Consider the following 26,971-nt stretch of genomic DNA (forward strand, 5'->3'; position numbering starts at 1 on the left):
GCTTGAGAAATATTGTTTTTTGAAGTATGCTAAAATTCTAATATTATACTTAATTAACATGTATAAAAATTGCATTTTCAATTAAAAAGTATATATTTAATTTAAATTTCCTCAATAATGTATGGCTCCAAAAATTTGTATTAAAGCGATAGTTATTCTATTTTTTATAGTAAACAAATTGTTTTCTCAGGATAAATTTGAAAACTATCAATTTAGATTAGTAGATAAAGAAGCTTCGAAAAGTGGTATCTATACCATTTCACAGGATCAGTCTGGATTTATGTGGATGGGTACAAATGGTGCTGGCTTGTATAAATACGACGGAGTTAATTATGTTGCTTATGAACAAAATTCCAAACGGAGTAATTCTATTAATAGCAATTTAATTTATGTTACTTACGTTGATACTCGCAACCGGTTGTGGATAGGGACTGACGAAGGATTATGTCTGTATAATCGAAACTTAGACAATTTTGAAAGCATTGATATTCAGAAGAAAATTAAAAAAGAAACTGTAATTTCTATTAAAAGCATTCTTGAAGACAATAACGGAAATCTACTGCTAGGAACAGTTAACAACGGTTTACTAAAATTAAATACTACAACGCGGAAAATTACTAAAGTCAATTCTGATGTAGCCAATAACGCTAATTATCTTATCAATAGTCTTGCAAAAGATAAAAAAGGAACCATTTACTTGGGAACAAATTTAGGATTGAAAATATTCGATCCTATAAAGAATGAGACAAAAAAGATTAACATTGGCAATGACAATCGGATACACTCGGCAAGCATTGTGTCTATGTGTTTAGATAGTAATCAAAACTTATGGATTGGCGACGGATTTAAAGGCTTGATAAAAGTCGATTTACATTCTAAAGTTAAACAAGCCTTTTACTATCCTATTACTAAAAAAAGAATCATGTCAATTTTGGCAAGAGATTCTAAAACAATTCTTTGTGCAACCGAAAATGATGGATTAATCATAGTTGATGATCAGGGTGTTGTTCAAAAAAAATATGTAAACAGCAAGTTCAATACACGTAGTTTGAGTTCAAATTCGGTTTGGTCTTTATTATTAGACAGAGAGAATAGAATTTGGCTGGGCTATTATAATAAAGGTTTAGGCGTTTTTGATAAAATAAACAGTAAAGTCAATATCATAGAAAGTTTGCCTGGAAATCCACAATCCTTACAAACCAGTTGTGTGACCGGAATAGCTAAAGATCATCAGGGACAATTATGGATTTCTATGGAAGGTGGAGGAGTGGATGTTTACAATCCCATAACCAAAGACTTTAAACATATTACTAAATCAGATGGCAAATTATATTCTGGATTAACCAATGATAATATCACAAAGGTATTTATTGACAAAAAACAAAATGTCTGGCTATCGAGTTGGAACGAAGGGATTTTTCTTTTAAAGAAAGGAAGCAGGAGTTTTATTAATTATAATACTAAAAATACACCTAATCTAGCCTCAGATAATATTATGAGTATTACAGAAGATTCCAGAGGTATAATTTGGATTGGAACTTTTGCTAAAGGACTACATTATTATACTCCGTCAGATGGACAATTTCACCATTGTAATGCGAAGCCATTTTTGACAAATGCAATAACAAATATTGACATCAGAAATGTAATGGTTGATTCAGATGATGCTGTTTGGGTCGGTTCAACAACAGGACTTTATAAAGTGGTTACGAATGATTTTATCACTTTTTCTGTGACTTCTTTTAGAGATAAAATGTCGGAGAAACTTAAAAATCATAAAAGTACTCATACAATTAATGCTTTATATCAGACTAAAAATAAAGAAATCTGGATTGGTACTGATGGCGCAGGATTATTCAGTTACAATAAAAAAACGAATGTCCTAAAATGGTATATCAATTTTAAAGGACTGCATGAAAAATCAATTTCGGCGATTACAGAATCTAATGACGAAAGCATTTGGTTAAGTGGAAAAAAAGGAATTACGAGATTGGATTTAAAAAACAATACTACCGTAAACTATTCTACCTTTGACGGTTTGCTAGGTAATGATTTCAATAATAATGCAGTTTTAAGAGATGAAGATGGAATGCTTTATTTTGGAAGTTACGAGGGTTTAAACTATTTTAATCCTTCTAATTTGGTTAAAAGCAAAAAGCAATTGCCTATTTATTTTACTGATCTGAAGCTTTTTAATAAATCGGTCGGACCACTTGAAAAAAATTCGCCACTTATAAAAGTACTTTCCGAAACAAAAAAAATAATTCTTAAACACGATCAGTCTGTATTTACAATTGATTTTATTGCGGTGAATTATTCTTTTCCAGCTAGAAATGAATTTGCCTATTATTTAGAAGGTTTTGATGATTCTTGGAATTATGTCGGAAACAAACGTTCGGCAACTTACACCAATTTAGCTCCTGGAAATTATACATTTAAAGTTAAAGCTTCAGAAAAAAACGGAGCTTGGAGCAAGGTGCCGTTGGAGTTAAAAATTGAGATATTGCCGCCGTGGTGGAAAACATCTTTTGCTTATTTATTTTATACGCTTTTACTTGGGGCAGCGATTCATTTTGCTAATCAGTATTATCAAAATCGATTTAAACAAAAACAAATGATCGAGTTTGAAAAACAGAAAGCGATTCAGATTGAAAAATTAAACAATAAAAAATTACAATTCTTTACCAATATTTCACATGAGTTCAGGACTCCATTAACATTGATTTTAAATCCTTTAGGAGATATCATAAAAAATAGCAGCCAGCAACTTCCAGAAGGTGTTCTGAATAAATTGCAAACGATTCAAAAAAGTTCTGACAGACTTTCGAGACTGATTAATGAGTTGATGGATTTTAATAAACTTCAGTTCAATAAAATGAATCTTCAATTACAATTGATTGAAGTGGTTGGTTTTACAAAAGAAGTTGTTAGTTATTTTAATGAAGAAGCATTAAGCCGCGGAATTGAGTTGCAATTTGAATCCAATAAAACTTCACTAAAAGACTGGATCGACCCGAAAATGTTTGAAAAAATTATTTTTAATGTCGTTTCAAATGCTTTTAAAGTTACGCCGGATAATGGAAAAATTAAGGTGAAAATCATAATTAATAGCGAACAAATTCATTTTCCTTTAATTGATTCATCAGATACTGCGCCTTATTTTACAATAGTTGTTGAAGATACTGGTTCGGGATTAGATAAAAAAGATATTAAAAAGATTTTTGATCGTTTTTATCAGGTAAACAATTTGAACAAAGCGTATTATGGAAGTACAGGAATTGGCTTGGAAGTTGTTCGCGGATTTGTCGAATTACATAAAGGGATAATTGAGGTTGAAAGCGAATTGGGAGTAGGGACTATTTTTAAATTGCTGTTTCCTGTTGGAAAAGAATTTTTTAATGAAAACGAAATATTGCTTGAAGAATATAAAAAGGATAATAAAATAAGCTTTAAGCCAATTGTCGAAAAAGAGGACATCCAATTGACTGATGATGAGGAGCATCAAGACCGAGTTTATACGGTTTTGATTGTTGAAGACAATGTCGAACTTCGAAATTATCTAAAAAGTGAACTCAAAAAAGAATACAAAGTCATAGTTGCCGAAAATGGGCAAGTTGGTTTAGACTTAGCTTTGCAAAAACTGCCTGATTTGATTTTAACCGACGTGATTATGCCTGTTATGAATGGTTTGGAATTATGCAAAAATATAAAAGCCAATTTAAAAACAAGCCATATTCCGTTAATGATGTTGTCTGCAAAAGCCTTAGTTAAAGACAGATTGGAAGGAATTGATTCTGGTGCTGACATGTATTTAAGCAAACCTTTTGATATGGATATTTTGAGGTCTAGTTTAACACAGTTGATTAATAGCAGACAAATTATGTTCAATAAATTCTATAACGGAATTACTTCAACTGCTAAAGAAAAGACTACAACTTTAGACAATGAATTCATAAAAAATGTACTAAATTACATCAATGAAAATATTCGTGAAACCGAATTGAGCGTAGAAGTTTTGGCTTCGAATGTTTTTTTGAGCAGAAGCCAGTTGTATCGTAAAGTCAAGACATTAACGGGCGTATCAGTCAATGAATTTATTCGGAATGTTCGTTTAGAAAAAGCTAAAGAACTAATAGAATTAGGAAATGATAATATAACGGAAATCAGTTATAAAGTAGGTTTTAGTTCGCCATCTTATTTTACTAAATGTTATAAAGAAAAATTTGGATGTCTGCCAACACAAAAAGTAAGCAATAGTTAATTATATCAATTTCCCCTCTAAAAAAGACGAAGTATTTCGTCTTTTTTTTTTGCTTTTAAATGAATCAAATAACCGGTTTTTACAGACTACATATTGTGATTTCTTTTGCACCTCTCTATTTTTTTAAAAGAAGAAATATCGGGAGCGATTTCGTCTCTTTTTGATTGTGAAATAGAAATTTATAAGTCGTATATTTTTTCTATATCCAAAAATTATGATGCAAAAAATGGCAATAATATATTTTTCATTTCAATTGATTAAGCGCTGTAAAACCCTGAATTTGCTATTTTTTTAACTATGATGCTACAAATTTGATAGATTATGCATCAAATGTAGTATGTGAAATTTATGTTAACAATCTACTTTTGGTAGAATCAAAATTAGAATAAACATGAAACAAATTACTAACAATCTTAAACCCATTTAGAATATGAATTAAAACCATATTTATGTATTGCAAGCGGCTTTTAAATTCAAAAAATAAAGGACAATATTAATACAATAAATAACAAACAAACAAAACTTTACAACCAACAATTATTTAACTAAAACAAAAAACCAATTATGAAGTTAAAATTAAAATTTGCAATAATCGCATTGCTGATGATAAGCTATCAGAATATGATAGCACAATCCAAGACCGTACAAGGTGTGGTTACAGATCCTTCTGGATTTCCATTACCGGGTGCAACCATAATTGTACAAGGTTCAAACAATAGTGCATCGACAGATTTTGACGGTAAGTATTCTTTAAAAGGAGTTAATCCAACAGACAAAATAATATTTTCTTATGTTGGCTTAGTTACGCAAACGGTTGCAGTAGGAACTCGTACTACAATTGATGTTACATTAGTTGAATCAGCACAAAACTTACAGGAAGTTGTAGTTGCCTACGGAACACAAAAAAGAACCAAAGTAACTGGAGCAATTTCAACTGTTACCTCAAAAGATATTACAGCAGTGCCTATTACTAATGCGGAGTCTGCTTTACAGGGTAGAGCCGCAGGTGTTACTGTTGTAAATGGCGCACCCGGTTCTAGCCCTACAGTTAGTATTCGTGGTTTGGCTACAATGGGAAACAGTACACCTTTATATGTAATTGATGGCGTTTTAACTGGCAACCTATCAGGATTAAATCCTAGCGATATTGAGAGTATATCCGTTTTAAAAGATGCATCAACAACAGCATTATATGGTTCTAAAGCCTATAATGGTGTAGTTATGGTAACAACTAAAAAAGGGAAAAAAGGTGCTGGAACATTAAATTTTAGTTCTTATGCAGGTTTTCAAAGAATTACTAAACGATATGATGTTCTGAATACACAGCAATACCTAAAATATGCAAAAGATTTAGGAAGTGACTTGACAGCAAGAGCAGCCGAATTTGGTAATATAAATACAAATTGGCAAGACGAAATCTTTCAGGATGGAGTAATGCAGGATTACAATTTAAGTTTCTCAAACGGAACTGAAAATTCTACAGGCCGTTATTCGGCTGGATATTTAAAACAAGAAGGAGCTGTTATAAATACTGGTTTTGAACGTTATTCTTTCAGAGCGAATAATACGCAAAACATCGGTAGACTGACTGTAGGAAGCAATATTGGAGTATCTTTTAGCAAGACTAATCCAGAACGTGCATCAGGAGGTAGAACATTATTGGAGCATGCTATTAAAATGGCACCTTATCTGCCTGTTTACAATGCAAATAATTTAGGAGGTTATCAAGGCCCTTCTACCGCTGATGGACAAGATGCAGAAAACCCAGTTCGTGTCGCAAATTTAGGATATCAATACATTAAGGGATTATCTATAATTGGAAACATTTACGCTGAAGTAGAAATCATTAAAGGATTAAAATTCAGATCACAAGTTGCGTTGGATTATTTTACAAATGAAGATCATACTTTTATCCCAAGCTACAGCGATGGTTCAGCTCATAAACAAGCTTACTCATCAACTGCAGAAACAAATTCTCAAGGTCAAACTATTGTTTTCGATAATAGTTTAACTTACAAAACTACCATTGCAGAAAAACATCACTTAGAAGCAGTAGGAGTAATTACTAAAATTGAGAATAAATTTCAGAATCTTGTAGCAAGTAGCCGTTATTATATTTCAGATGAAATTGATCAATTGAGACTTCAAGATGCAAATTTAGCATCAACAAGCAGTGAAACAAATAATTTAGGTTATGTAGCTCGTATTAATTACGACTATGATGATAAATACCTATTCGCAATTTCAGGACGTAGAGATGCATCTTCTCGTTTTGGTTCTAATAATCGCTATGGTAATTTTTACTCTGTTGCTTTAGGTTGGAATATTGCAAAAGAAAGTTTTATGGCAAATTCTATATTCAGCACATTGAAACTTAGAGCAAGTACTGGAACAACAGGTAATGACCTTATCGACAATTATCAGTACAGTGGAACTTTAGCCGCAAATTATATTTATCCAATTAACGGAGCAGCTGCTTCAGGTGTTACAGCAGGTAGAGCTTCTAATCCAGATTTGAAATGGGAGTCTAAAACAGATAGAAATATAGGTTTGGATTTTGGTTTATTTGATGAAAAATTTACTGGAAGCTTTGAATATTTTAACAATAAAGGTAGTGATATCCTTTTCGCAGTACCACTTCCTGCTTCTGTAGGTTCAGCTGGTGGAGGAACTCAAACTCAAAATATTGCTAATACAAAAGTACATGGATTTGAACTTTCACTTGGTTACAATGACAGAAAAGGTGATTTTACATGGTCAGCTGTTGCGAACTTAGGAACAAGTAAAAACGAAGTAACAAGTTTGGCACCGGGTGTAACTAGCGTATTAGGCGGACCATCAGGAAGAGCTGGTTTAGAGAGCTTTTCAAGACTCGAAGTTGGTCAGCCATTATTTTACTTCTGGGGTTATCAAACGAATGGAATTTATCAAAATCAAGCAGAAGTAGATGCTGCTTTAGGTGCAGGACAAACTACAATACAGCCAGGTGATATTAGATTTGTTGATAGAAATGGAGATAAAGTTATCAACTCAGAGGATAAAACAAATATTGGAAATCCATACCCAGATTTTACTTATGGTCTAAACCTTACAGCAGCATATAAAAAATTCGATTTCAATTGTTTTATAACTGGAGTTAGCGGAAATGATGTTTTTAACTCAAACAAATTTGATCTAGAAGCTATGCAGCGTTTATTCAATGCTAGCACAGATGTTTTAGACAGATCAATTGTTCAAAATGGAGTAGTTACCAACCCATCGGCTACATTACCTAGAGCACTTGGAGCGGGTCAAAACTGGTCATCTGCAAGTCAAAGATATGTTGAAGATGGTTCTTATACAAGGTTAAAAAATGTGACTCTAGGATATACTTTATCAGGGGACGCTTTCGACAACCATTTTACAAACATACGATTTTATCTAAGTGCGCAAAATCTTGTTACAATTACAAAGTACTCTGGCTTAGATCCTGAAATTGCACGTGTAGATGCTAATGCAAATTCTGCCGGAATTGATATAGGAAGATATCCACAACCTAAATCAATAATTTTTGGACTTGATGTTACATTTTAATTTATAAAGATGATGAGAAAAATAAAATATACAATTGCAGTGTTGTTAGGGATATTTACAATAAATTCTTGTAACGACAATGATTTAGAATTGAGCAATCCAAATGAGCTGTCGCCTGAAACTTACTTTAAAAGTGAAACACAGGTACAAGCTTCAGTAAATGCTGCATATGCTAACTTACAAACCAGAGGACTATACGCAAGACATATTTTCTTTGCTTTAGACAATATGGCCCAAGAAAATAAAGGAAATCCTCAATTAGAAGGAAACAAAAAGCCTTTTCTTGATTTTTCTTTTGATGCAAGCAGTGATATTATCCAATTTTATTGGGAAACCTGCTATTTAGGAATTTCCAAAGCGAATTTTGTCTTAGACAATGAAGATAAAATTAATGCTTTGCCAAATTCAGTCTTATCACAAGAGAAAAAGAATAAGTTTTTAGGTGAAGCTCATTTTTTAAGAGCCTACTATTACTTTTTGCTAGTACCTCGTTTTGGCGATCTGCCAATTTACACAAAACAAACTATTGTGGGTAATCCAAGAAGTCCTAAAGAAGAAGTCTACAAATTGATTGTGTCTGATTTTGATTTTGCTTCTAAAAATCTATTAAGCAAAAATGTTGAAGACAAAGGAAGAGCAACAAAAGAAGCGGCTTTTGCTTATTTAGGGAAAGCGCTATTGTACCAAAAGAAATATGATGAAGCTTTAGCTGCTTTCAATAAAGTGACAGGATTTAGCTTAGAAACTAATTTTTATAACAATTTTATGGATGAGACTGAGCATGGTCCTGAATCAATCTTCGAAATTGAATATGACGAAAAATTAGGAGTAGCTGATAAATGGGGTAGTGATACCGCTGGAGATGGTGTTGCTGAATCTACACTTAGAGGTCAGGAATATGGTAACCTAGGTTGGTACAACGTATATCCTTCTGATAATTTATTAGATGAATATGAGCCAGGCGACAAACGTTTTGGAGATACTTTTTACGTGCCGGGATCTAAATATAATAACGGAAACAACACGATGACAGCTGCTAATTTCTCTTCATCTGAAGGTTTAAGAAGAGCAGGCTGGAAAAAATATCAAAACTATTATAAACGTACTGACGAAAATCTTGATTCAAGTATCAACTTCAAAGTTATGCGTTATTCTGATGTATTGCTTATGATGGCAGAATGTGAAAGCTTAAGATCGGGTGGTGTGCAAGCAACGGCTATTGGTTACATCAATCAGGTTCGTGCAAGAGCAGGTGTACCATTGTTGGCTACAACTCTTACAAAAGATCAAGTTTTTACAGCTCTTATTCACGAACGCAAAGTAGAGTTGGCTGGTGAACAAGTTCGTTTTGATGATATAATTAGATGGGGCATTGCTAGTACTCAATTAGCAGGAACTGGCTTTAAAGCTGGTAAAAGCGAATTATGGCCAATACCAAATAGAGAAACATCTTCAAATCCAAATATTAAGCCTAGTGACAATAATCCTGGATATTAAATAAATTGAAGTTAGTTAGTTTAAGTTAAGTTAGTTAGTAGTTTGACAAACAGCGCATGCAAGTGCGCTGTTTATCACTATTTATATGGTGCAAAACCATTAAAATTTAGACACTTATAATTTTCTGTTTTACTATTAAAATACATTTTAAATACCACAAACCAGTTTTATTCAAGATGAAAAAAATTGCATCACTTTTTTTAATCGTAACATTGTTCTACAATGTTTTAGGATTTTATATCATGTTTGCTGAACAACAAGAGCAAGTATGGGTGAGTGCTATGGAAAAAACTCAAGATTCAGATTTTGAAGTTATCGAAATTCAGATTGATCCATACGCATATGTCGTAGATTCTGGTTTTGAAGAAGTTAATGAAGATCTCACAATTGAAAATAAGATCTATCATGTTTTTAAGAAGAGGATTGTAAACAATGTTTTACGATTGTATTGCTTAAAAAATGCTAATGCTAAAGTTTTTAGTAACGATTTAAAAAAAATTGTCGACAGTCAAATATTTGATACTTCTTCTAACAAAGAAAATCCAAGTAAAAAAGTAATGAAATCCTTCATTACGGATTATATTCCTAATAATGATACAATTGATTTGGTTTTGACTGCATCCAAAGCATTTTTTCCTGGCAAATTGTGTACATATACTCCAAAGAGAGACCTTCTTTCTGGGTATTTTACCACCATTTGTCCTCCTCCTGATATGGTGTAATATTTCTTTTCATGTTAAAAATTTAAAAAATATTGACTATTAATCAAGTCCTGCAATTCAATCGTTGGCTATTACCTCGATTAAATTCTAATCATTTAAATTTTACACATAATCAGTTACTACTAACTGATTAAAAAGCTATTACACAACCATATAAACCTAACCAAAAATGAAAATATATAAATTTTTGTTTAAAGTGCTATTGTTTAGTGCTTTAAGCATATCCGCGTTTGCTCAAAACAAAGATAATAAAAAACAAGCTGAGCCAACAGGAGCAAGCAATATGGCTTATAAATGGAGCGAAATTGCCATTACTTCAACGGCAAATGATACGGATAGATTTAAGCCAAGACCAACTGTAACTTCCCGTTTTTTAGGATTAACATTTGTAGCTGTTTTTGATGCTTGGAGTCGCTACGATGAAAAGGCAATTCCTGTATATTTAAAAGATACTGAAAGAAGACCTAATAAAGAACAGACATTAAAAAATAAAGAAATCGCTATTAGTTATGCAGCATATAACGCTTTAAGTGAATATTATTTTTCAGACAAAGAACTATTCAAAGCTTTTATGATAGAATTAGGATTGGATCCTAATGACAAATCTCTTGATCCGAAAACTCCAGCAGGAATAGGAAATTTAGCTGCAAAAGCGGTAATCGAAGCCAGAAAACATGACGGTTCAAATCAATATGGAGAAGAAGACGGATCAAACGGAACTCCGTATTTTAACTATGTAAATTACAAGCCAGTAAATACTGCAGATGAAATGGTAGATGTAAATCACTGGCAACCAAAATATTTTTCTGATGGAAAAGGCGGCAAGTTTGCGCCAGGTTGTATGACTCCATTTTGGGGTAAAGTCAAAACCGTAGGGTTAAAATCTGGAGCTCAGTTTCGTGCAATGTCTCCTCCTTCTTTAGATTCTGAACAACTTAAAAATGAAGTTGCAGAACTAATTGATTTGCAACATAATCTTACTAACGAGCAAAAAGCATTAGTAGAATTTATGCGTGATGGACCAAAATCAGTACAACAAGCTGGACATTGGCTAAAATTTGCTCAGGATGTTTCAAGACGAGACAAGCACACGCTGGATCAGGATGTGAAAATGTTTTTTTATAATCAGGTGACAGCTATGGATTGTTTTATAGCATGCTGGGATACAAAAATGTTTTATGATTTTGCTCGTCCTTATGCTTTAGTGCATTATTATTTTAAAGACAAAACTATAAATGCTTGGGGCGGACCAGGTTTTGGAAATATAGATATGAAAGGGCAAGACTGGAGACCCTATTCGCCAGATATTTTTTTATGTCCTGCATTTCCCGGTTATGTTTCCGGACACAGTACAATTAGTGGTGGCTGCGGTGAAGCATTAAAACTATGGACAGGAAGCGACGCTTTCGGAGAGTCTGCAACAGTAAATGCGCCAGGATCAATGACAGAACCAGATAACGTCGGGAAACCTGTTGTACTAAAATTTCCAACATTTACAGAAACAGCAAATATGGCTGGAATTTCCAGAGTTATGGGAGGCTATCACATTCAGGCAGATAATGTTGAAGGACTTAAACTTGGAAGAAACGTAGCTCACGAGGTTTGGAAATTCTACAATTTTCATATCGGAAATAAAACTATAGATAAAATTACTTCAATTGAATAAGTGTTCCAATTTTAAAATGGAACTGATTTTTTCTGAAAATGTTTTAATTATGAAAATTAAGCCAGTAGTATTTTTATTGATAGTTTCTGTTTTGGCAGTTTCATGCGATTATTTTTCCAATCCGAATGACAAGATGATTAAGATTTTGGATGCGAGAAAAATGATGTATAATGTCAAGAGCAATCCTTTTGCAGCAAAGGCAGAAGTCGCTTATTATGATTCTATAATCAATAGTTCTGATGAAGGTTTTTTCAAATTATTCAACGAATTGAATAAAGGAAATGCTTTGCTGAAATTCGGAAAAGAAGCAGAATCTGTTTCAATTATGGAAAATGCCATCAAAAGAAAAAAAGCGATTGATGGCAAAGATGATCCACAAGCGCTTAAATGTTTGGCAATTGCTTATATGAGACTGGGTGAAAAGCAAAATTGTGTCAATTACCACAATCCAGAATCGTGTATTATGCCAATTCAAAAAAATGGTATTCATACTATACGTCAGGGATCTCAAAACGCAATCGAAATTTATAAAAAGTTATTGGATTTAGATCCAAATGATTATGAATCAAGATGGTTGCTTAATATTGCTTACATGACATTAGGGGGTTATCCTTCAAGCGTTCCTCAAAAATGGCTGATACCTAATCTGAATAAAGATGATTCGGACTATCATGTAAAACCGTTTTTGGATGTTGCGCCAAACGTGGGCATAAAAAGCAGAAATATGTCGGGCGGAGTAATTGTTGATGATTTCAATAATGATGATTATCTGGATATTGTAACTTCAGATTGGAGTTTGGATGGCGTGATGCATTACTATCAAAACGATCTAAAAGGAAAATTTTCAGATGTATCCAAAATTTCAGAAATAGGCCGTTTTAAAGGAGGTTTGAATATGATCCAGGCAGATTATGACAATGACGGCGATGTTGATATTTTTGTTTTAAGAGGAGCCTGGATGCACAAATACGGCAGACAACCTAACTCATTGTTACGAAACAACGGCGATGGCACTTTTACTGATGTCACTATTAAAAGTGGTTTGTATTCTGAATTTCCTACTCAAGCCGGAAACTGGAATGATTTTAATAATGACGGCTATTTAGATTTATTTATTGGCAATGAATCTTCAGATGATGGATCATATCCTTCTGAATTGTACATCAACAATCAGGATGGAACATTTACAAATGTTGCAAAAGAAGCAAAATGTGACATTGTTGCTTTTATCAAAGGAGCAACATCCGCTGATTATGATAATGATGGCGATATTGATTTGTTTCTTTCCGGAATGAATAAAAAGAAGATATTATTAAAAAATGTCGGACTTAAAAATGGCATTCCACAATTTAAAGACATTACAGATGAAGCTGGTTTAGCGGGAATCAATGTCATGACTTTTCCAACTTGGTTTTGGGATTACGACAATGATGGCTGGCAGGATATTTTTGTTTGCGGTTATCAGTACAACGGATCAATTGCCGCTGAGACTGCAATGGAAGCACTAAATATCCCGAATGGAAGCAGTAAAATGTACTTGTATCATAATAATCATGACGGTACTTTCTCTGATGTTTCAAAAGTATCGGGTTTGAGTAAAACTGTTTTTGCGATGGGTTCCAATTTTGGAGATTTTGATAATGACGGTTTTCTGGACATGTACCTCGGTACCGGAAATCCAGATTATAAATCCTTATCTCCTAATAAATTATTCAGAAATATGGGTAATGGAAAATTTGCTGATGTAACAGTTTCAAGTCGTATGGGGAATTTGCAAAAAGGACATGCCGTAGCGTTTAACGATCTTGATAACGACGGCGACAGCGATATTTTCATTGAAGTTGGAGGAGCTTATTTTGGAGATGCTTTCAATAATTCTTTATATCTGAATCCCGGCCAAAACAATAATCGCTGGATTAAGATTAAACTGGAAGGTACAGAAAGCAATCGTTCCGCAATTGGTGCCAAAGTAAAAGTAAGCTTTAAAGAAAACGGTATTTCACGATCTGTGTGCAGAATTCTAAATTCAGGTGGAAGTTTCGGAGCCTCGGCATTGCGAATGGAAATTGGAATTGGACAAGCTTCAATTATTGATCAAATCGAAATTATCTGGCCAAAAAATCAAAAAAAGCAAGTGTTTAAAAATGTAAAGCCAAACCAATTCATCAAAATTATTGAAGGCGAAAAAGAATTTTCAAACATAAATCTTAAAAAACTTTCCTTACCTACGGCCGGATCGAGATCGCCAATCTGTATGTAATACAATGCTAGGAATTAGGAGGTTAATTCATTAGACAAATTGATAAATTTTAGAAATATAAAAATGAAAAACATAAATACGATAGCAGGTTTTTTGAGCATTGTGAGCTTACTAATACTTGCAAGCTGTTCTAAAGATTCTGATCAAAAGATCTTTACAACTTTAGATCGTTCTGATACAGGAATTGATTTCAGCAATAACCTGAAAGAAAATGATTCACTGAATTACTTTACCTACAACTATATTTATTTAGGAGGTGGAGTTGCAACAGGCGATATCAATAACGATGGTTTGGTTGATATTTATTTTACAGGAAATCAGGTTTCAAACAAATTATACTTAAACAAAGGAAATTTAAAATTTGAAGATATTACAGAAAAAGCTGGTGTAGGAGGCGATAGCCGTTGGTATACCGGAGTTACAATGGCCGATGTAAATGGAGACGGATTTTTAGATATTTATTGTAGCGTGGGAGGAAAATTTGGACCTAAAAACAACGAGCTATATATTAATAACGGAAACGGCACTTTTACAGAAAAAGCCAAAGAATACGGAATTGATGATATAGGAAACAGCGTTCAGGGAACTTTTTTTGATTATGATAAAGATGGTGATCTAGATTTGTTTGTTGCCAATTATCCGCCTACGAAATTTAATTCTGCAACGGGTGATTATGTCCAAATGATGCTTCATGTCAAAGACAATGAATCTGGACATCTGTATCGAAATGATGGAAATCATTTTACGAATGTTACTGAGCAAGCGGGTGTAAAAAACTATGGTTTGTCTTTAAGCGCAACAGTAGGCGATTTAAATAATGATGGCTGGCCCGATATCTATGTTTCAAATGACTTTAACTCACCAGATTTTTTATACATAAATAATCAGGACGGAACATTCAAGGAAGTGGTAAAAGAAGCAATGGCGCATAATTCATTTTACGGAATGGGCGTTGATATTTCAGATTTCAATAACGATGGAAATTTAGATCTTTTTCAGGTTGACATGGACGCAAAGGACAATCGCCGTAAAAAGGCAAACATGTCTAGTATGAATCCGAAACTTTTTTGGGATGTAATTGATGCCGGTTTTAATTACCAATACATGCACAATTGTATGCAGTTAAATACGGGTGTTTATGAAAACGGGATTCCGCATTTTGGCAATGTATCGCGTATCACAGGAACATCTTCTACAGACTGGAGCTGGGGACCTTTATTTGCCGATTTTGATAACGACGGAAACAAGGATTTGTTTGTAACAAACGGAACAAGAAGAGAAATCAATAACAATGATTTCTTTCATAGCCTTGAAACGTTAAATTTAAAACCAAAAGATTTGCTGAAAAAATCACAGGAAATTCCATCTGAGAAAATCGATAATTTCATGTTTCAAAATAATGGAAATTTAAATTTTGAGCAGGCAAATAAAAAATGGGGAATTGAATATAAAGGTTTTTCAAACGGCGTTTCTTACGTTGATTTAGATAACGATGGCGATTTGGATATTGTAGTAAATAATATCGACGATTATGCGTCAGTTTTCGAAAATTCAAGTTCAAAACTAAACAATTATGTCAAAGTCGATTTCAAAGGCAATTCAAAAAATGTTTATGGTCTTGGAAATCGTGTTTATGTGAGAACCAAGAAAGGAACTCAAATGCAAGAACTTACTTTAACAAGAGGTTTTCAGTCATCTGTTGCTCCTGAACTGCATTTTGGAGTGGGCGAGGAAAAAACAATAGACGAAGTAAAAGTGGTTTGGACAAATGGCAAAGTGCAAAAGTTAAACAATGTAAAAGCAAATCAAACACTCCATTTTAAAGAACAAGATGCCATAGAAGAATCAATCACGGTAACAACTCCTAAAAAACAATTATTTGCAACTGAAACCAAAGTATTTCCGGTTTTCAAGCACGAAGAAAATAAATACGATGACTTTAAAGATCAGGTTTTACTGCCTCATAAAATGTCAACTTTTGGTCCTGTGATTGCTGTTGGAGATTTGAATAAAGATGGTCTTGACGATTATTTCATTGGAGGTTCAGCAACTTATTCTGGAAAAATGTTTTTTCAGAATAAAAATGGTTTTGTTGAAAAGAATATTCCTGCATTGGAACTGGATAAAGCTAGTGAAGATACTGGAGCATTAATTTTTGATGCTGATAATGATGGCGATAACGATTTGTACGTAGTAAGCGGCGGTTACGAATTTTTGATTAATGACCCAAAATTGCAAGACAGATTATATATCAACAACGGAAAAGGAGATTTTACTAAAGCGCCAGTCGGAGTACTTCCGTCCATGCCGACAAGTGGTTCAAAAGTATATCCAATCGATTATGATAAAGATGGAAAACAAGATCTTTTGGTGTTGGGAAGACAGGTTCCAGGACAATATCCTTCGCCAACAACAACTTATTTGCTGCATAACTTAAGCACTGCAACACAACCAAAATTTGAAATTTCTAAAAAAGCTCCTAAAGAATTCATTAATCTCGGAATGGCAACAAGTGCCGTAATTACAGATATAAACAATGATAAATTAGATGATATTATTGTTGTTGGTGAATGGATGCCGATCCGAATTTTTCAAAATTCAAAAGCAGGTTTCAAAGAGGTTACAAAAGAAATGGGACTTAATGATGACACGACAGGCTGGTGGTGGAGCATTCAGCAAGGCGATTTTGACAAAGATGGCGACATGGATTATATCGTTGGAAATAATGGCTTGAATTACAAATACAAAGCTACTCCCAATGAGACTTTTGACATTTTTGTGAAAGATTTTGACAATGATAAACACAAAGATATTGTACTGAGCTATTACAATGATGGAAAACAATATCCAGTTCGTGGACGCGGTTGTTCGTCACAGCAAATTCCGAATATCAAGAAGAAATTCAAAGATTACGAAAGTTTTTCAGAAGCGACTTTGGTTGATGTTTATACCGAAAAATCACTTAAAGAAGCCTTGCATTATAAAGTGAAATCTTTTGCCAGTATTTATTTAGAAAATAGGAACGGAAAATTTGTTATTCATGAACTGCCTGTTGAAGCACAGCTTAGCTGTATCAATCAAATAATGATAGATGATTATGACAAAGACGGAAATCTAGATGCGTTGATTACAGGAAACATGTACAATTCTGAAGTCGAAACACCTCGAAACGATGCCGGTCATGGATTGTTTTTAAAAGGGAATGGAAAAGGAAAATTCAAATCGGTAACAGCAGTTGAAAGCGGATTTTTTACTCCGGGAGACGTTAAAAACATGGAAAAAATAAAAGTACAAGGAAAAACATATCTCTTAGTCACCAAAAACAATTCGTTTTTGCAAAGCGTCAGGATTAATTAAAGTAAATAACAAGTTAAGAAAAGTTTTTGAACTCCTTCTTTGAGTTCAGGCTTGATTTTTAAAAACAATACTTACAGTGTCTTTAAGACATTGTAAGGACTTGTTTTTACACACATTTAATTAACTAATCCTAAAATTCAAGACTAATGAAAACTACTTTTAATTCTTTCTATTTTTCATTGAGTGATAAAATAGGAAAACACGGTGTTTACTTAATGCGTATGGCTCTTGTCATCATTTACATTTGGTTTGGACTTCTTAAAATCTTCGGCCTTAGTCCTGCAGGTGACATGGTGGCAAAAACGGTTTTTTGGTTAAAGTCAGAATTTTTTATTCCAATTCTTGGAACTTGTGAAGTATGTATAGGATTGGGATTGCTCTTTAGAAAATTAATTCCGGTAACTATTGTGCTGTTATTATTGCACATGACGGCAACGCTATCTACTTTTTTCATTCTAAAATCCAGCTGTTTTGAAATCTTTCCGTATGAACCAACATTGGCGGGTCAGTATATTATCAAGAATATTGTCTTGGTTGCAGGAGCGCTGGTTATTGCCGGAAAATACAACGAGGATTATTATACAGCAATGAGTTTGAAAAAAGAGCAGGAAAAGTTTACTGCAAATGCTGAATGAGTAAACTGAAACAAACTATTAATCAACAAAAACAAATTTAAAAATGAAAAAAATATACTTGTGCTTTCTCTTCCTAATTCCCGTTATGATGAACGCACAAACTGATATAGATGCGCTTATGATGAAGAAAAATGATTTTTGCTTTGGAGCGGTTTATCAATACAGTAGCTGGGATAAATATTGGGAGGGAACCTTTAAAAGAGAAAATCTTAACCTTGGAACGGTATCTGCGCAAGGTCCTGCTTTTATGGGAGATTATGGAATATTAGACAAGTTAAATTTTCTTTTAACTGTTCCTTATGTTGAAACAAAAGCGACCGCTGGAACTATGAAAGGTCAAAAAGGAATACAGGATTTAACTTTCACTCTAAAATACATGCCAATAAAAAAGAATATTGGTAATGTCCAGTATTCCTTAATTGTTTTGGGAAGTTATTCAACACCTGGATCAGATTATGCTGCTGATTATTTGCCATTAAGCCTTGGTCTTGGGAGCAATACCGGAACACTTAGATTGATGGGAGATGTTCAGTATAACCACTTTTTTGCTACGTTATCTGGAGCTTATGTGAAAAGAGGAAACATCACAATTGATAGAAATTCTTATTTAGATAATGAAATTTATTATACCAATGAAGTAGATATGCCAGATTTAATAAATGTAAATTTTAGATTCGGATACCGTTCCTCAAAACTGATTGCAGAAGCTATTATCGATAATTCGGTGACACAATCTGGAGGTTTTGACATTACAAAAAACAACATGCCTTTTCCAAGCAATACGATGAATGCTTTTAAATTGGGTGTGAATGGAAAATATACGGTTATAAAACAACCTGAATTAGCCATTGTTGGTGGATATAATGTAGTAACAGAAGGCAGAAATGTTGGAGAAGCAACTTCATTCTATGGAGGCATTTTCTATCTGATTAATTTTAATAAGAAAAACAACTAAGATGAAAAAGAGTATTCAAAATATAGCATTTAAAAGTCTGATAATTTTACTTTTAGGCATTGGACTAATATATTCCTGTGATGATGATATTGCACAGCGAAATGAAGAATTTCCACAATTAAATCCGAAAAATACTGATGTTGAAGCCGGCACTTGGAAAACATATCTTTTAACTGCGCCCGATGAATTTTCAATAGATGCGCCAGTAGCGACAAATTCAGCTGCATATACCAGAGAAATCAATGAAATAAAGAGCTTTCAGGTTGATATTACAAAAGAACAAAAAAGAATAATAGAGTATTGGAGTGCCGGCAGTGTGCTTCGCTGGAATGAAATTTTGCGAACTTTGGTCGCACGACACAATCGTCCACCGTATCAAAATGAAGATGGAACGTATCCAGCACCTTCAGCAGCAAATCCGTTTGCTTATCCTCAATTTCCATTTTCTAATCCTCCTTATGCGGCGAGAGCTTATGCGTATGTAAGCGCTGCTCAATACGATGCTCTCGTTGCTGCTTGGCATTTTAAAAAGCTTTACAACAGAGCGGCACCTTATACTGTTGATCCGAGTTTGCAGGTTCTAATTCCTAAAAGCACTTTGCCATCTTATCCTTCAGAAGATGCTGTTGTGACGGGAGTTACCGTTGAACTTTTGAAATTATTATTTCCAACTGAAATCGCTTATGTAAACGAAAAAGCCGAAGAAGAAAAATTATATCGCATTATCAGTGGTGCCAATGTTCGCTCTGATGTTGATGCCGGAATAATTTTAGGAAGAAAGGTTGCGGCAAAATTCATCACTCGTGCTTCAACAGACGGAGCGGGAGCAGCTATTGGTACGCCAGCAATTTGGGCAGCATTTGAAACTGAAACTGCAGCAAAAGGAGAAATTCCGTGGAAATCATTAGAAGTACCGGCAAGACCTCCAATGTTGCCATTATTCGGAAAAGTAAAATCATTTTTAATGACAGAAGCTGATGTTGTTGCAAATCGTCCGCCTGCACCGCCATCCACAAAATCTGAAGCTTTTGCCAAAGAATTAGCCGAGATTAAAACTTTCAGTCAGGACAAGTCTCGTGAACATTTGGAAATTGTGAGTTTTTGGGCTGACGGAGTAGATACTTACACGCCTCCAGGACATTGGAACGCTATAGCTTCTGAAACTTTTGTACAGCAATCGTATAGCGAAGTTCGCTGGGCAAGAAATTTGGCTTTATTAAATGTTGCCATGATGGATGCTGCGATTAGCTGCTGGGACGCAAAATACGCCTACTTCAATCCACGTCCATGTCAAATGGATCCTTCGATTAAAACCACTACAGGAGTTCCTAATTTCCCAGCGTATGTTTCGGGACATTCTACTTTTAGTGCCGCCGCCAGTACCGTTTTATCGCATTTTGTTCCTGCTAAAAAAACGGAATACGAAGCTATGGCACTTGAAGCATCAAATTCAAGAATGTATGGTGCTATACATTACAGAAGTGATTGCGAAAAAGGATTAACACTTGGTAAAAAAGTGGCTGGATTTGCTGTTGCAAGGGCAACAACAGATGGCGCTGAATAATCAAATAATAATTATTTTTTTTAGGTTGTTTTCCAATTTTGAACCCGACAGGTTTCTAAAACCTGTCGGGTTTTATTTTCATATTAATCTTTTTATAAAAAAAATAACAAGCCAAAAAAATCTTTACGTATCGATTATTTGAAATTCTGTAAAAAATAAAATTGAGAAGTAATGTTATTAATTTTTGTGTTGAGTTTAGATTTTTATGCGATTATTTCATGCAAGTTTGCTTCATTTTTTATAGAAAATGCACGATTTGTTTGATTCGGATATACCGCATTGCTTTACTTTTGGAAGCTTGTTAAAAGATTTTTTTTCGCCATTATCATTACAAACAAATTATCAATCTTGACCAAAAAGTTTTTTAAAAATATATAAAATGAAATTCCAAATTAGAACTATTATGTTGTTTTCACTATTCTTTCAAACCGCTTTTTCACAAACCGATGCCGTAACTGAAAAGAAGATCCAACATTTGATAAAAAAAATGACTTTGAAGGAAAAAGTGGGTATGTTGCATGGAAACTCTAAATTTTACACTTCAGAAATAAAACATCTTGGAATTCCAGAATGGGCATTGTCAGATGGTCCGCATGGAGTCAGAGCAGAAATGAATCGTCATAATTGGCAATATACTGGGCAAACAGATGATGCGTCTACTTCTTTCCCTCCGGGAACTGCAATGGCAGCAAGTTGGAATTTAGATTTGGTAAAGCAGCGCGGAATTGTTTTGGGTGAAGAAGCTCGTTTTCGTAAAAAAGATGTTTTGCTCGGACCCGGAATCAATATTATTCGTTCTCCGCTTTGTGGACGAAACTTTGAATATTTGAGCGAAGATCCGTTTCTTATTTCGCAACTTTCCATAAGTTATATCAAAGCTTTGCAGACTCAGGATGTTGCTGCTTGTGTGAAGCATTTTGTAGCAAATAACCAAGAAGAAAATCGTTTTGTTATTGATGTCAATATGAGCGAACGTGCTTTTCGCGAAATTTATTTACCTGGTTTCAAATCGTCGATTGTTGATGCAGGAGTGTTAGGTGTGATGGGAGCTTATAATAAATTTAGAGGTGAATACTGTACCGAAAATACTTATTTAGGCCGAACAATTCTTAGGGATGAATTCAAATTCAAAGGCGTTTATATGTCGGATTGGGATGCCGTGCACAGTACTGAAAAAGCAGCATTTGCTGGTTTGGACTTGGAAATGGGAACAGAAAAAGAAAATTATGATGAATGGTATTTTGCAGATCCACTGATTAAGGCAGTAGAGGAAGGACGCATAAAAGAAAGTGTAGTAGATGAGAAAGTAGCGAATATTTTGCGAGTTATGATTAAAACCAAAGTTTTAGATCCTAAAACACGAATAACAGGTTCTATAAATACAAAAGAACACCAGCAAGCCGCTTATCGCTCTGCTGTCGAAGCGATTGTTTTATTAAAAAATGAAAATCAAACTTTGCCTTTAAATATGAGTGCTTTAAAATCGGTGGCAATTATTGGAGATAATACAACTCGTACGCATTGTGGTGGCGGATTTAGTTCGGAAATAAAAGCGTTATATGAAGTAACGCCACTTCAGGCTATTACCGAAAAATATGGAAAATCGGTACAAATAAATTTTGCACAGGGTTATGAAAAACAATCTCATGTTGTGGAAAGAAGCAGCGATGGGCAATTAAATACTGAGAAAGTAGATTGGAAATTAATTGACGAAGCAGTGGCGCAGGCTAAAAAATCGGATGTAGCGATTGTTTTTGCAGGATTAAACCATGATTTTGATTCAGAATCATTTGACAGACTTCACATGCGTTTGCCTTACGGACAGGAAACTTTAATTCAGGAAGTAGCCAAAGCAAATCCTAAAACCATTGTTGTGATTATTGCGGGTTCTCCACTTGAACTAGCCGGAATTGAATCGAGAGTTCCTGCCTTGGTTTGGGGATGGTACGGTGGAATGGAAGCCGGAAATGCTGTAATTGATGTACTGAGCGGTAAAGAATTTCCTTCAGGAAAACTGCCTTTTACTATTCCGGTAACCTTAAGCCAATCACCTGCACATGCTTTAGGAGCTTATCCTGGGCATGATTTGAAGGTAAATTATGATGAAGATATATTGGTAGGTTATCGCTGGTTTGACACTAAAGGAATTGAACCTCAATATTCTTTTGGATACGGACTATCTTATACTTCTTTTGAAATTTCTAATGTAGCGACTGATAAAAAAGCTTACAATATCGATGATGAAATAATTGTGAAATGTGAAATTAGAAATACTGGAAAATCGCACGGTGCTGAAGTAATTCAACTCTATGCTGGTCAAACAACTTCTTCCGTTTTAAGACCAAAGAAAGAATTAAAAGCATTCGATAAAGTATTCCTGAAACCAGGAGAACAAAAAATGGTTTCTTTAAAATTGAAAGTAAAAGATTTGGCTTTTTACGATGAGAAAACTTCAAGCTGGAAAGTTGAAGCTGGTGAATTTGTACTTTATACGGCGACATCAGCGAAAGAAATTGTTAGCGCTTTGAAGATTGTAGTACAATAAATCCAGCTTAGAAAAATTCAAATAAATTAAAATTGTGGCATTCGTAGAAGATTGCCATAATTTTAATTTTCTCTTCTTTCTCTAAGGTCACTTTCTATTTGAATTTCCATTTTTTTATCTATTTTGTAAAAGCACAGCATAACGGCGCTTATGATAAATATGAAACCAGGATAAATACTAACAGAAAGTTTAATTCCTTCGACTGCTGCGGGCACCTGATTGATTTCTTCGGCTACATAACCATATTTGGATAAAAAAGCCGCGCCTAATGCACCACCAATACTTATTCCAATTTTTAATCCTACAAGCATTGCCGAAAAAACAGTAGCAGTTGCTCTTCTATGGTTTTTCCATTCGCTATAATCAGCTACATCAGCTATCATAGCCCATAATAACGGAATTGTTACTCCGTAAATAAAACCGTGTACTAATTGGGTAAGAAAAACTATTTCAATAGCTGTTCTGCTGTAAAAATTGAAAAATAATAGACTTGTAGCTGACAAAAAAATAAAACTTATATAAATGTTTCTTTTTCCAAAAGTATCTGCAAATGGCTTCGAAATTAAAATGCCTAGAATCATAAAAAGAATTCCGCCAGCATTAAACAGACTAAATGCAGAAGTAGGAGCATCTTTTGGCCACTGAAAATCAACTAATCCCATTGAGATCATTTTATTGTTGAGATCTTGAATAAATGCTGTAAAACCGATATTGTTCAAAAATAAGGTTTGCGCACCTGGGTCTAGGTAATACTTAAAATAAAATACATACATTCCCCCTTTTAAGGACAAGGTTATAAATACCAATATAGTAACAAGCAACATAACTAGCCAGGGACCATTTTTGGACAAATCAGTAAAATCCTGTTTCACTGAAGATTCTTGTTTTTTAGAAGGAAGAATTCTTTCTTTGGTTGTAAAAAAAGTGATCAGCAAACAAATTGTGCCTATCACAGCAAATAATATCATCGTATTTTTAAAACCAACTGCTTTATCGCCATGGCCAAAAATTAAGACTAACGGCAATAATAGAGACTGAATCACAAATTGAGCAATCATTACTGCTACAAAGCGATAGGATGAAAGACTATTTCTTTCTTTCATATCACCCGTCAAAACGCCACTCAGGGCGACATAAGGCAAATTATTGGCTGAATATATTAGTACTAGGAAGAAATAGGTTAGTAAAGTATAAACGATTTTGCCAGTTTCATTAAAATTTGGCGTTAAAAAAGTTAGAATAGAACCAATTCCAAAAGGTAATGCAGTCCATAAAATCCAAGGTCTGAATTTTCCCCATTTTGTTTGGGTACGATCAGCAACAATACCCATAAAAATATTAAAGAAAGCACCGATAAAACCGCCAATAAAAATAATAATACTTGCTGTACCGGCAGGAATCTTATAGACATCTGTATAAAAGAAAGCTAAAAAAGTAAGCAAAGTTTGAAAAATCAAATTTGCTGCAAAATCTCCCAAACCGTAGCCTATTTTTTCTAACACAGAAAGTTTTTCAGATGTTTTACTCGTATATACGTATTGTTTTTTGCTTCTATCGATAAAATGGTTTATAGTTAAAATAGTATTGAGTTTTTTCATCTGTCAAAAATTTCCCTTCTTTTAATATGAATAAAATGCTAACTGTAAAAATAGCTTGAAAGCTGAAATAAGATTGTCACTTTTGAAGCCTTTAATAGAACATTTGAAGCATTCTTTTGTTTCGATAAATCTTTTAAATATAAATTGCTATTTTCGCTTCATAAGTTTCTAAAAACTCCTGCAACCCAAGTCATTATTCACACTTTTACAATTTATTTATATGCGTATTCAATACCTTTTATTTTTTGTTTTCTGCTTTTTTTTAAGTTGCGATAAAAAACAGAATCAAAAAGAATATCATAAATATACGAATGATTTGATCAATGAGACAAGTCCGTATCTTTTACAGCATGCGCACAATCCTGTAAATTGGAAACCGTGGAATAAGAAAGTTTTAGATCAGGCAAAAGCAGAGAATAAGCTTATCATTATTTCAGTAGGATATTCTTCTTGTCATTGGTGTCATGTTATGGAAAAAGAAAGTTTTGAAAACGATTCTGTTGCCAAATTAATGAATGACAATTTCATCAGCATAAAAGTTGATAGAGAAGAACGCCCAGACATTGACCAAATTTATATGAATGCCGTACAATTGATGACTGGCGAAGGCGGATGGCCATTAAATTGTATTGCACTTCCAGATGGTCGTCCAATTTTTGGAGGGACTTATTTTACAAAACAACAATGGACAAAAGCTTTAACCGAAATTTCTAATTTATACAAGAAAGACCCAAATAAGGCCAGCGAATATGCAGATAAATTAGTAAAAGGAATTCAAGAATCACAATTAATTGCGGTCAATACTAATGCTGTCAATTTTAATAAAACGGAGATATCGGCTTCTGTAAAATCATGGAAAGAACACTTTGATCATAAAGATGGAGGTTTAGTTGGCCAAACCAAATTTCCAATGCCAGCTTCTTTACAATTTTTGCTGCGTTACAGTGTCCAGAATAATGATAAAGCTACTCAAAATTTTGTTTTCAATACAATGACAAAAATGGCTGATGGCGGAATTTATGATGCTATCGGTGGTGGATTTTCCAGATATTCGGTAGATATAAAATGGCATATTCCTCACTTTGAAAAAATGCTGTACGATAACGCGCAGTTGGTAAGTTTATATTCCGAGGCCTATCTGGTTTCAAAGAATGAACTTTATAAAAAGACAGTATATGAGACGCTGAATTTTGTGGAACGAGAACTCATGGCTTCTAACGGAGCTTTTTATTCTTCGATAGATGCCGACAGCAAAAACAAAGAAAATAAATTAGAGGAAGGCGCGTATTATGTTTGGGATAAAAAAGAATTGCAGTCATTATTAAAATCAGATTATTTGCTTTTTCAGAAGTACTATAATAGTAATGAACAAGGTTTATGGGAAAACCAAAAATATGTTTTATTTAAAAATCAGTCGGATAAAGAGTTTGCTTTTCAAAATAAATTGACTTCAGCTCAATTGGATTCAAAAATTAAAAACTGGAAGCATATTCTTTTAGCAGCACGAAATAAAAGACCTCGTCCACATGTCGATAATAAAACATTGACTTCATGGAACGCTTTAATGATAAAAGGTTATGTAACTGCATATAGAACATTTAAGAATCTGCATTATAAAGAGGTCGCTTTAAAAAATGCCAACTTTATTGTGGATAATCAAATGCAAAAAGATGGAAGTTTGAATCATAATTATAAAGATGACAAAAGCAGTATTGCTGGTTTTGCAGAAGATTATGCCAGTGTTGTAGATGCTTTTATTGCGCTATATCAAATTACGCTTGATGAAAAATGGCTGAACAAATCTAAGCAATTAACTGATTACGCTATCAAACATTTTCAGGATAAAAAATCAAACCTTTTTTATTTTGCAACTGATGCTTCTACAGGTTTAATAGCACGCAAAATGGAAGTGGTAGATAATGTTATTCCGAGTTCCAACTCAATTTTGGCGCATAATTTATTTTTATTGGGACATTATTATTCTAATGATATTTATTCAGAAACCGCACAGCGAATGTTGAATAACATAAAAGTTAATGCTTTAGAAGCGCCTATGGAATACTACAATTGGTTGGATTTAATGCTGAATTATACTGATAATTATTTTGAAGTAGCCATTTCTGGTAAAGAGGCTATGTCCAAAACAAATCAACTTCAAAGTTATTATTTGCCTAATATTTTGATTGCCGGATCCACAAAAGAGAGCAGGATTCCTTTATTAGAAAATCGTTTTGATGAAAATGAAACTTACATCTATATATGCGTAAACAAATCTTGTAAAAAACCTGAAGTGGATGTTGTAACGGCAGTCAGTAAAATCAATAGCAATATTCAGTAA

At 33.8% G+C, this 26,971-nt stretch carries 13 protein-coding genes; 12 read left to right on the forward strand and 1 reads right to left on the reverse strand.

Annotated features, from left to right (window positions below; all coding sequences use genetic code 11):
* The first annotated feature begins 121 nt into the window (after window positions 1–121).
* From H600_RS0111325 to H600_RS0111380, 11 genes are all read left to right on the forward strand, one after another.
* Window positions 122–4,261 (forward strand): hybrid sensor histidine kinase/response regulator transcription factor, encoded by a 4,140-nt coding sequence (locus H600_RS0111325; RefSeq protein ID WP_026728891.1) that lies wholly within the window; start codon window positions 122–124, stop codon window positions 4,259–4,261.
* 564 nt (window positions 4,262–4,825) lie between these two features.
* On the forward strand, window positions 4,826–7,834 hold the full coding sequence (locus H600_RS0111330) for a SusC/RagA family TonB-linked outer membrane protein (protein ID WP_026728892.1): 3,009 nt from the start codon (window positions 4,826–4,828) through the stop codon (window positions 7,832–7,834).
* Between the two features lie 9 nt (window positions 7,835–7,843).
* Complete coding sequence (locus H600_RS0111335) at window positions 7,844–9,331, forward strand: RagB/SusD family nutrient uptake outer membrane protein (RefSeq protein ID WP_026728893.1); 1,488 nt, start codon at window positions 7,844–7,846, stop codon at window positions 9,329–9,331.
* Between the two features lie 176 nt (window positions 9,332–9,507).
* Complete coding sequence (locus H600_RS0111340) at window positions 9,508–10,053, forward strand: hypothetical protein (protein WP_026728894.1); 546 nt, start codon at window positions 9,508–9,510, stop codon at window positions 10,051–10,053.
* A 169-nt stretch (window positions 10,054–10,222) separates the two neighbouring features.
* Window positions 10,223–11,719, forward strand: coding sequence for a vanadium-dependent haloperoxidase (locus H600_RS0111345; protein WP_026728895.1), 1,497 nt, complete (start codon window positions 10,223–10,225; stop codon window positions 11,717–11,719).
* Between the two features lie 49 nt (window positions 11,720–11,768).
* Entirely contained in the window at window positions 11,769–13,979 is a 2,211-nt protein-coding gene (locus tag H600_RS22020; protein ID WP_051234412.1) for a CRTAC1 family protein, read from the forward strand.
* Between the two features lie 63 nt (window positions 13,980–14,042).
* Window positions 14,043–17,336: a VCBS repeat-containing protein gene (locus H600_RS0111355; RefSeq protein ID WP_051234408.1), complete on the forward strand. Its 3,294-nt coding sequence runs from the start codon at window positions 14,043–14,045 to the stop codon at window positions 17,334–17,336.
* Between the two features lie 146 nt (window positions 17,337–17,482).
* Entirely contained in the window at window positions 17,483–17,971 is a 489-nt protein-coding gene (locus H600_RS22025; RefSeq protein WP_051234409.1) for a hypothetical protein, read from the forward strand.
* A 43-nt stretch (window positions 17,972–18,014) separates the two neighbouring features.
* A complete protein-coding gene (locus H600_RS0111365) occupies window positions 18,015–18,926 on the forward strand; it encodes a hypothetical protein (protein ID WP_026728897.1) in 912 nt (303 codons plus the stop codon).
* A gap of 1 nt (window position 18,927) precedes the next feature.
* On the forward strand, window positions 18,928–20,490 hold the full coding sequence (locus H600_RS0111370; protein ID WP_026728898.1) for a vanadium-dependent haloperoxidase: 1,563 nt from the start codon (window positions 18,928–18,930) through the stop codon (window positions 20,488–20,490).
* Window positions 20,491–20,869: 379 nt separating this feature from the next.
* Window positions 20,870–23,035 (forward strand): beta-glucosidase, encoded by a 2,166-nt coding sequence (locus H600_RS0111380; RefSeq protein ID WP_035108584.1) that lies wholly within the window; start codon window positions 20,870–20,872, stop codon window positions 23,033–23,035.
* Window positions 23,036–23,097: 62 nt separating this feature from the next.
* Here the strand turns inward: H600_RS0111380 and H600_RS0111385 are convergent, their stop codons facing one another.
* Window positions 23,098–24,633 carry an MFS transporter gene (locus tag H600_RS0111385; protein ID WP_084157378.1) on the reverse strand — a complete coding sequence of 512 codons (1,536 nt, stop codon included), beginning with the start codon at window positions 24,631–24,633 and terminating at the stop codon, window positions 23,098–23,100.
* A 220-nt stretch (window positions 24,634–24,853) separates the two neighbouring features.
* On the opposite strand from H600_RS0111385, the gene H600_RS0111390 reads away from it, so the two are divergent.
* Window positions 24,854–26,971, forward strand: a complete 2,118-nt coding sequence (locus H600_RS0111390; protein ID WP_026728901.1) for a thioredoxin domain-containing protein — start codon at window positions 24,854–24,856, stop codon at window positions 26,969–26,971.

Origin of the sequence: Flavobacterium denitrificans DSM 15936 (assembly GCF_000425445.1) — a bacterium.
Taxonomy (GTDB): Bacteria; Bacteroidota; Bacteroidia; order Flavobacteriales; family Flavobacteriaceae; genus Flavobacterium; species Flavobacterium denitrificans.

What these genes read in the sequence shown, in the direction of transcription:
- H600_RS0111335 (WP_026728893.1), top strand. Translation starts at nt 7,844, where the DNA reads ATGATGAGAAAAATAAAATATACAATTGCAGTGTTGTTAGGGATATTT.
- H600_RS0111355 (WP_051234408.1), top strand. Translation starts at nt 14,043, where the DNA reads ATGAAAAACATAAATACGATAGCAGGTTTTTTGAGCATTGTGAGCTTA.
- H600_RS0111365 (WP_026728897.1), top strand. Translation starts at nt 18,015, where the DNA reads ATGAAAAAAATATACTTGTGCTTTCTCTTCCTAATTCCCGTTATGATG.
- H600_RS0111385 (WP_084157378.1), bottom strand. Translation starts at nt 24,633, where the DNA reads ATGAAAAAACTCAATACTATTTTAACTATAAACCATTTTATCGATAGA.
- H600_RS0111380 (WP_035108584.1), top strand. Translation starts at nt 20,870, where the DNA reads ATGAAATTCCAAATTAGAACTATTATGTTGTTTTCACTATTCTTTCAA.
- H600_RS0111330 (WP_026728892.1), top strand. Translation starts at nt 4,826, where the DNA reads ATGAAGTTAAAATTAAAATTTGCAATAATCGCATTGCTGATGATAAGC.
- H600_RS0111340 (WP_026728894.1), top strand. Translation starts at nt 9,508, where the DNA reads ATGAAAAAAATTGCATCACTTTTTTTAATCGTAACATTGTTCTACAAT.
- H600_RS0111390 (WP_026728901.1), top strand. Translation starts at nt 24,854, where the DNA reads ATGCGTATTCAATACCTTTTATTTTTTGTTTTCTGCTTTTTTTTAAGT.
- H600_RS0111325 (WP_026728891.1), top strand. Translation starts at nt 122, where the DNA reads ATGGCTCCAAAAATTTGTATTAAAGCGATAGTTATTCTATTTTTTATA.
- H600_RS0111370 (WP_026728898.1), top strand. Translation starts at nt 18,928, where the DNA reads ATGAAAAAGAGTATTCAAAATATAGCATTTAAAAGTCTGATAATTTTA.
- H600_RS22020 (WP_051234412.1), top strand. Translation starts at nt 11,769, where the DNA reads ATGAAAATTAAGCCAGTAGTATTTTTATTGATAGTTTCTGTTTTGGCA.
- H600_RS0111345 (WP_026728895.1), top strand. Translation starts at nt 10,223, where the DNA reads ATGAAAATATATAAATTTTTGTTTAAAGTGCTATTGTTTAGTGCTTTA.
- H600_RS22025 (WP_051234409.1), top strand. Translation starts at nt 17,483, where the DNA reads ATGAAAACTACTTTTAATTCTTTCTATTTTTCATTGAGTGATAAAATA.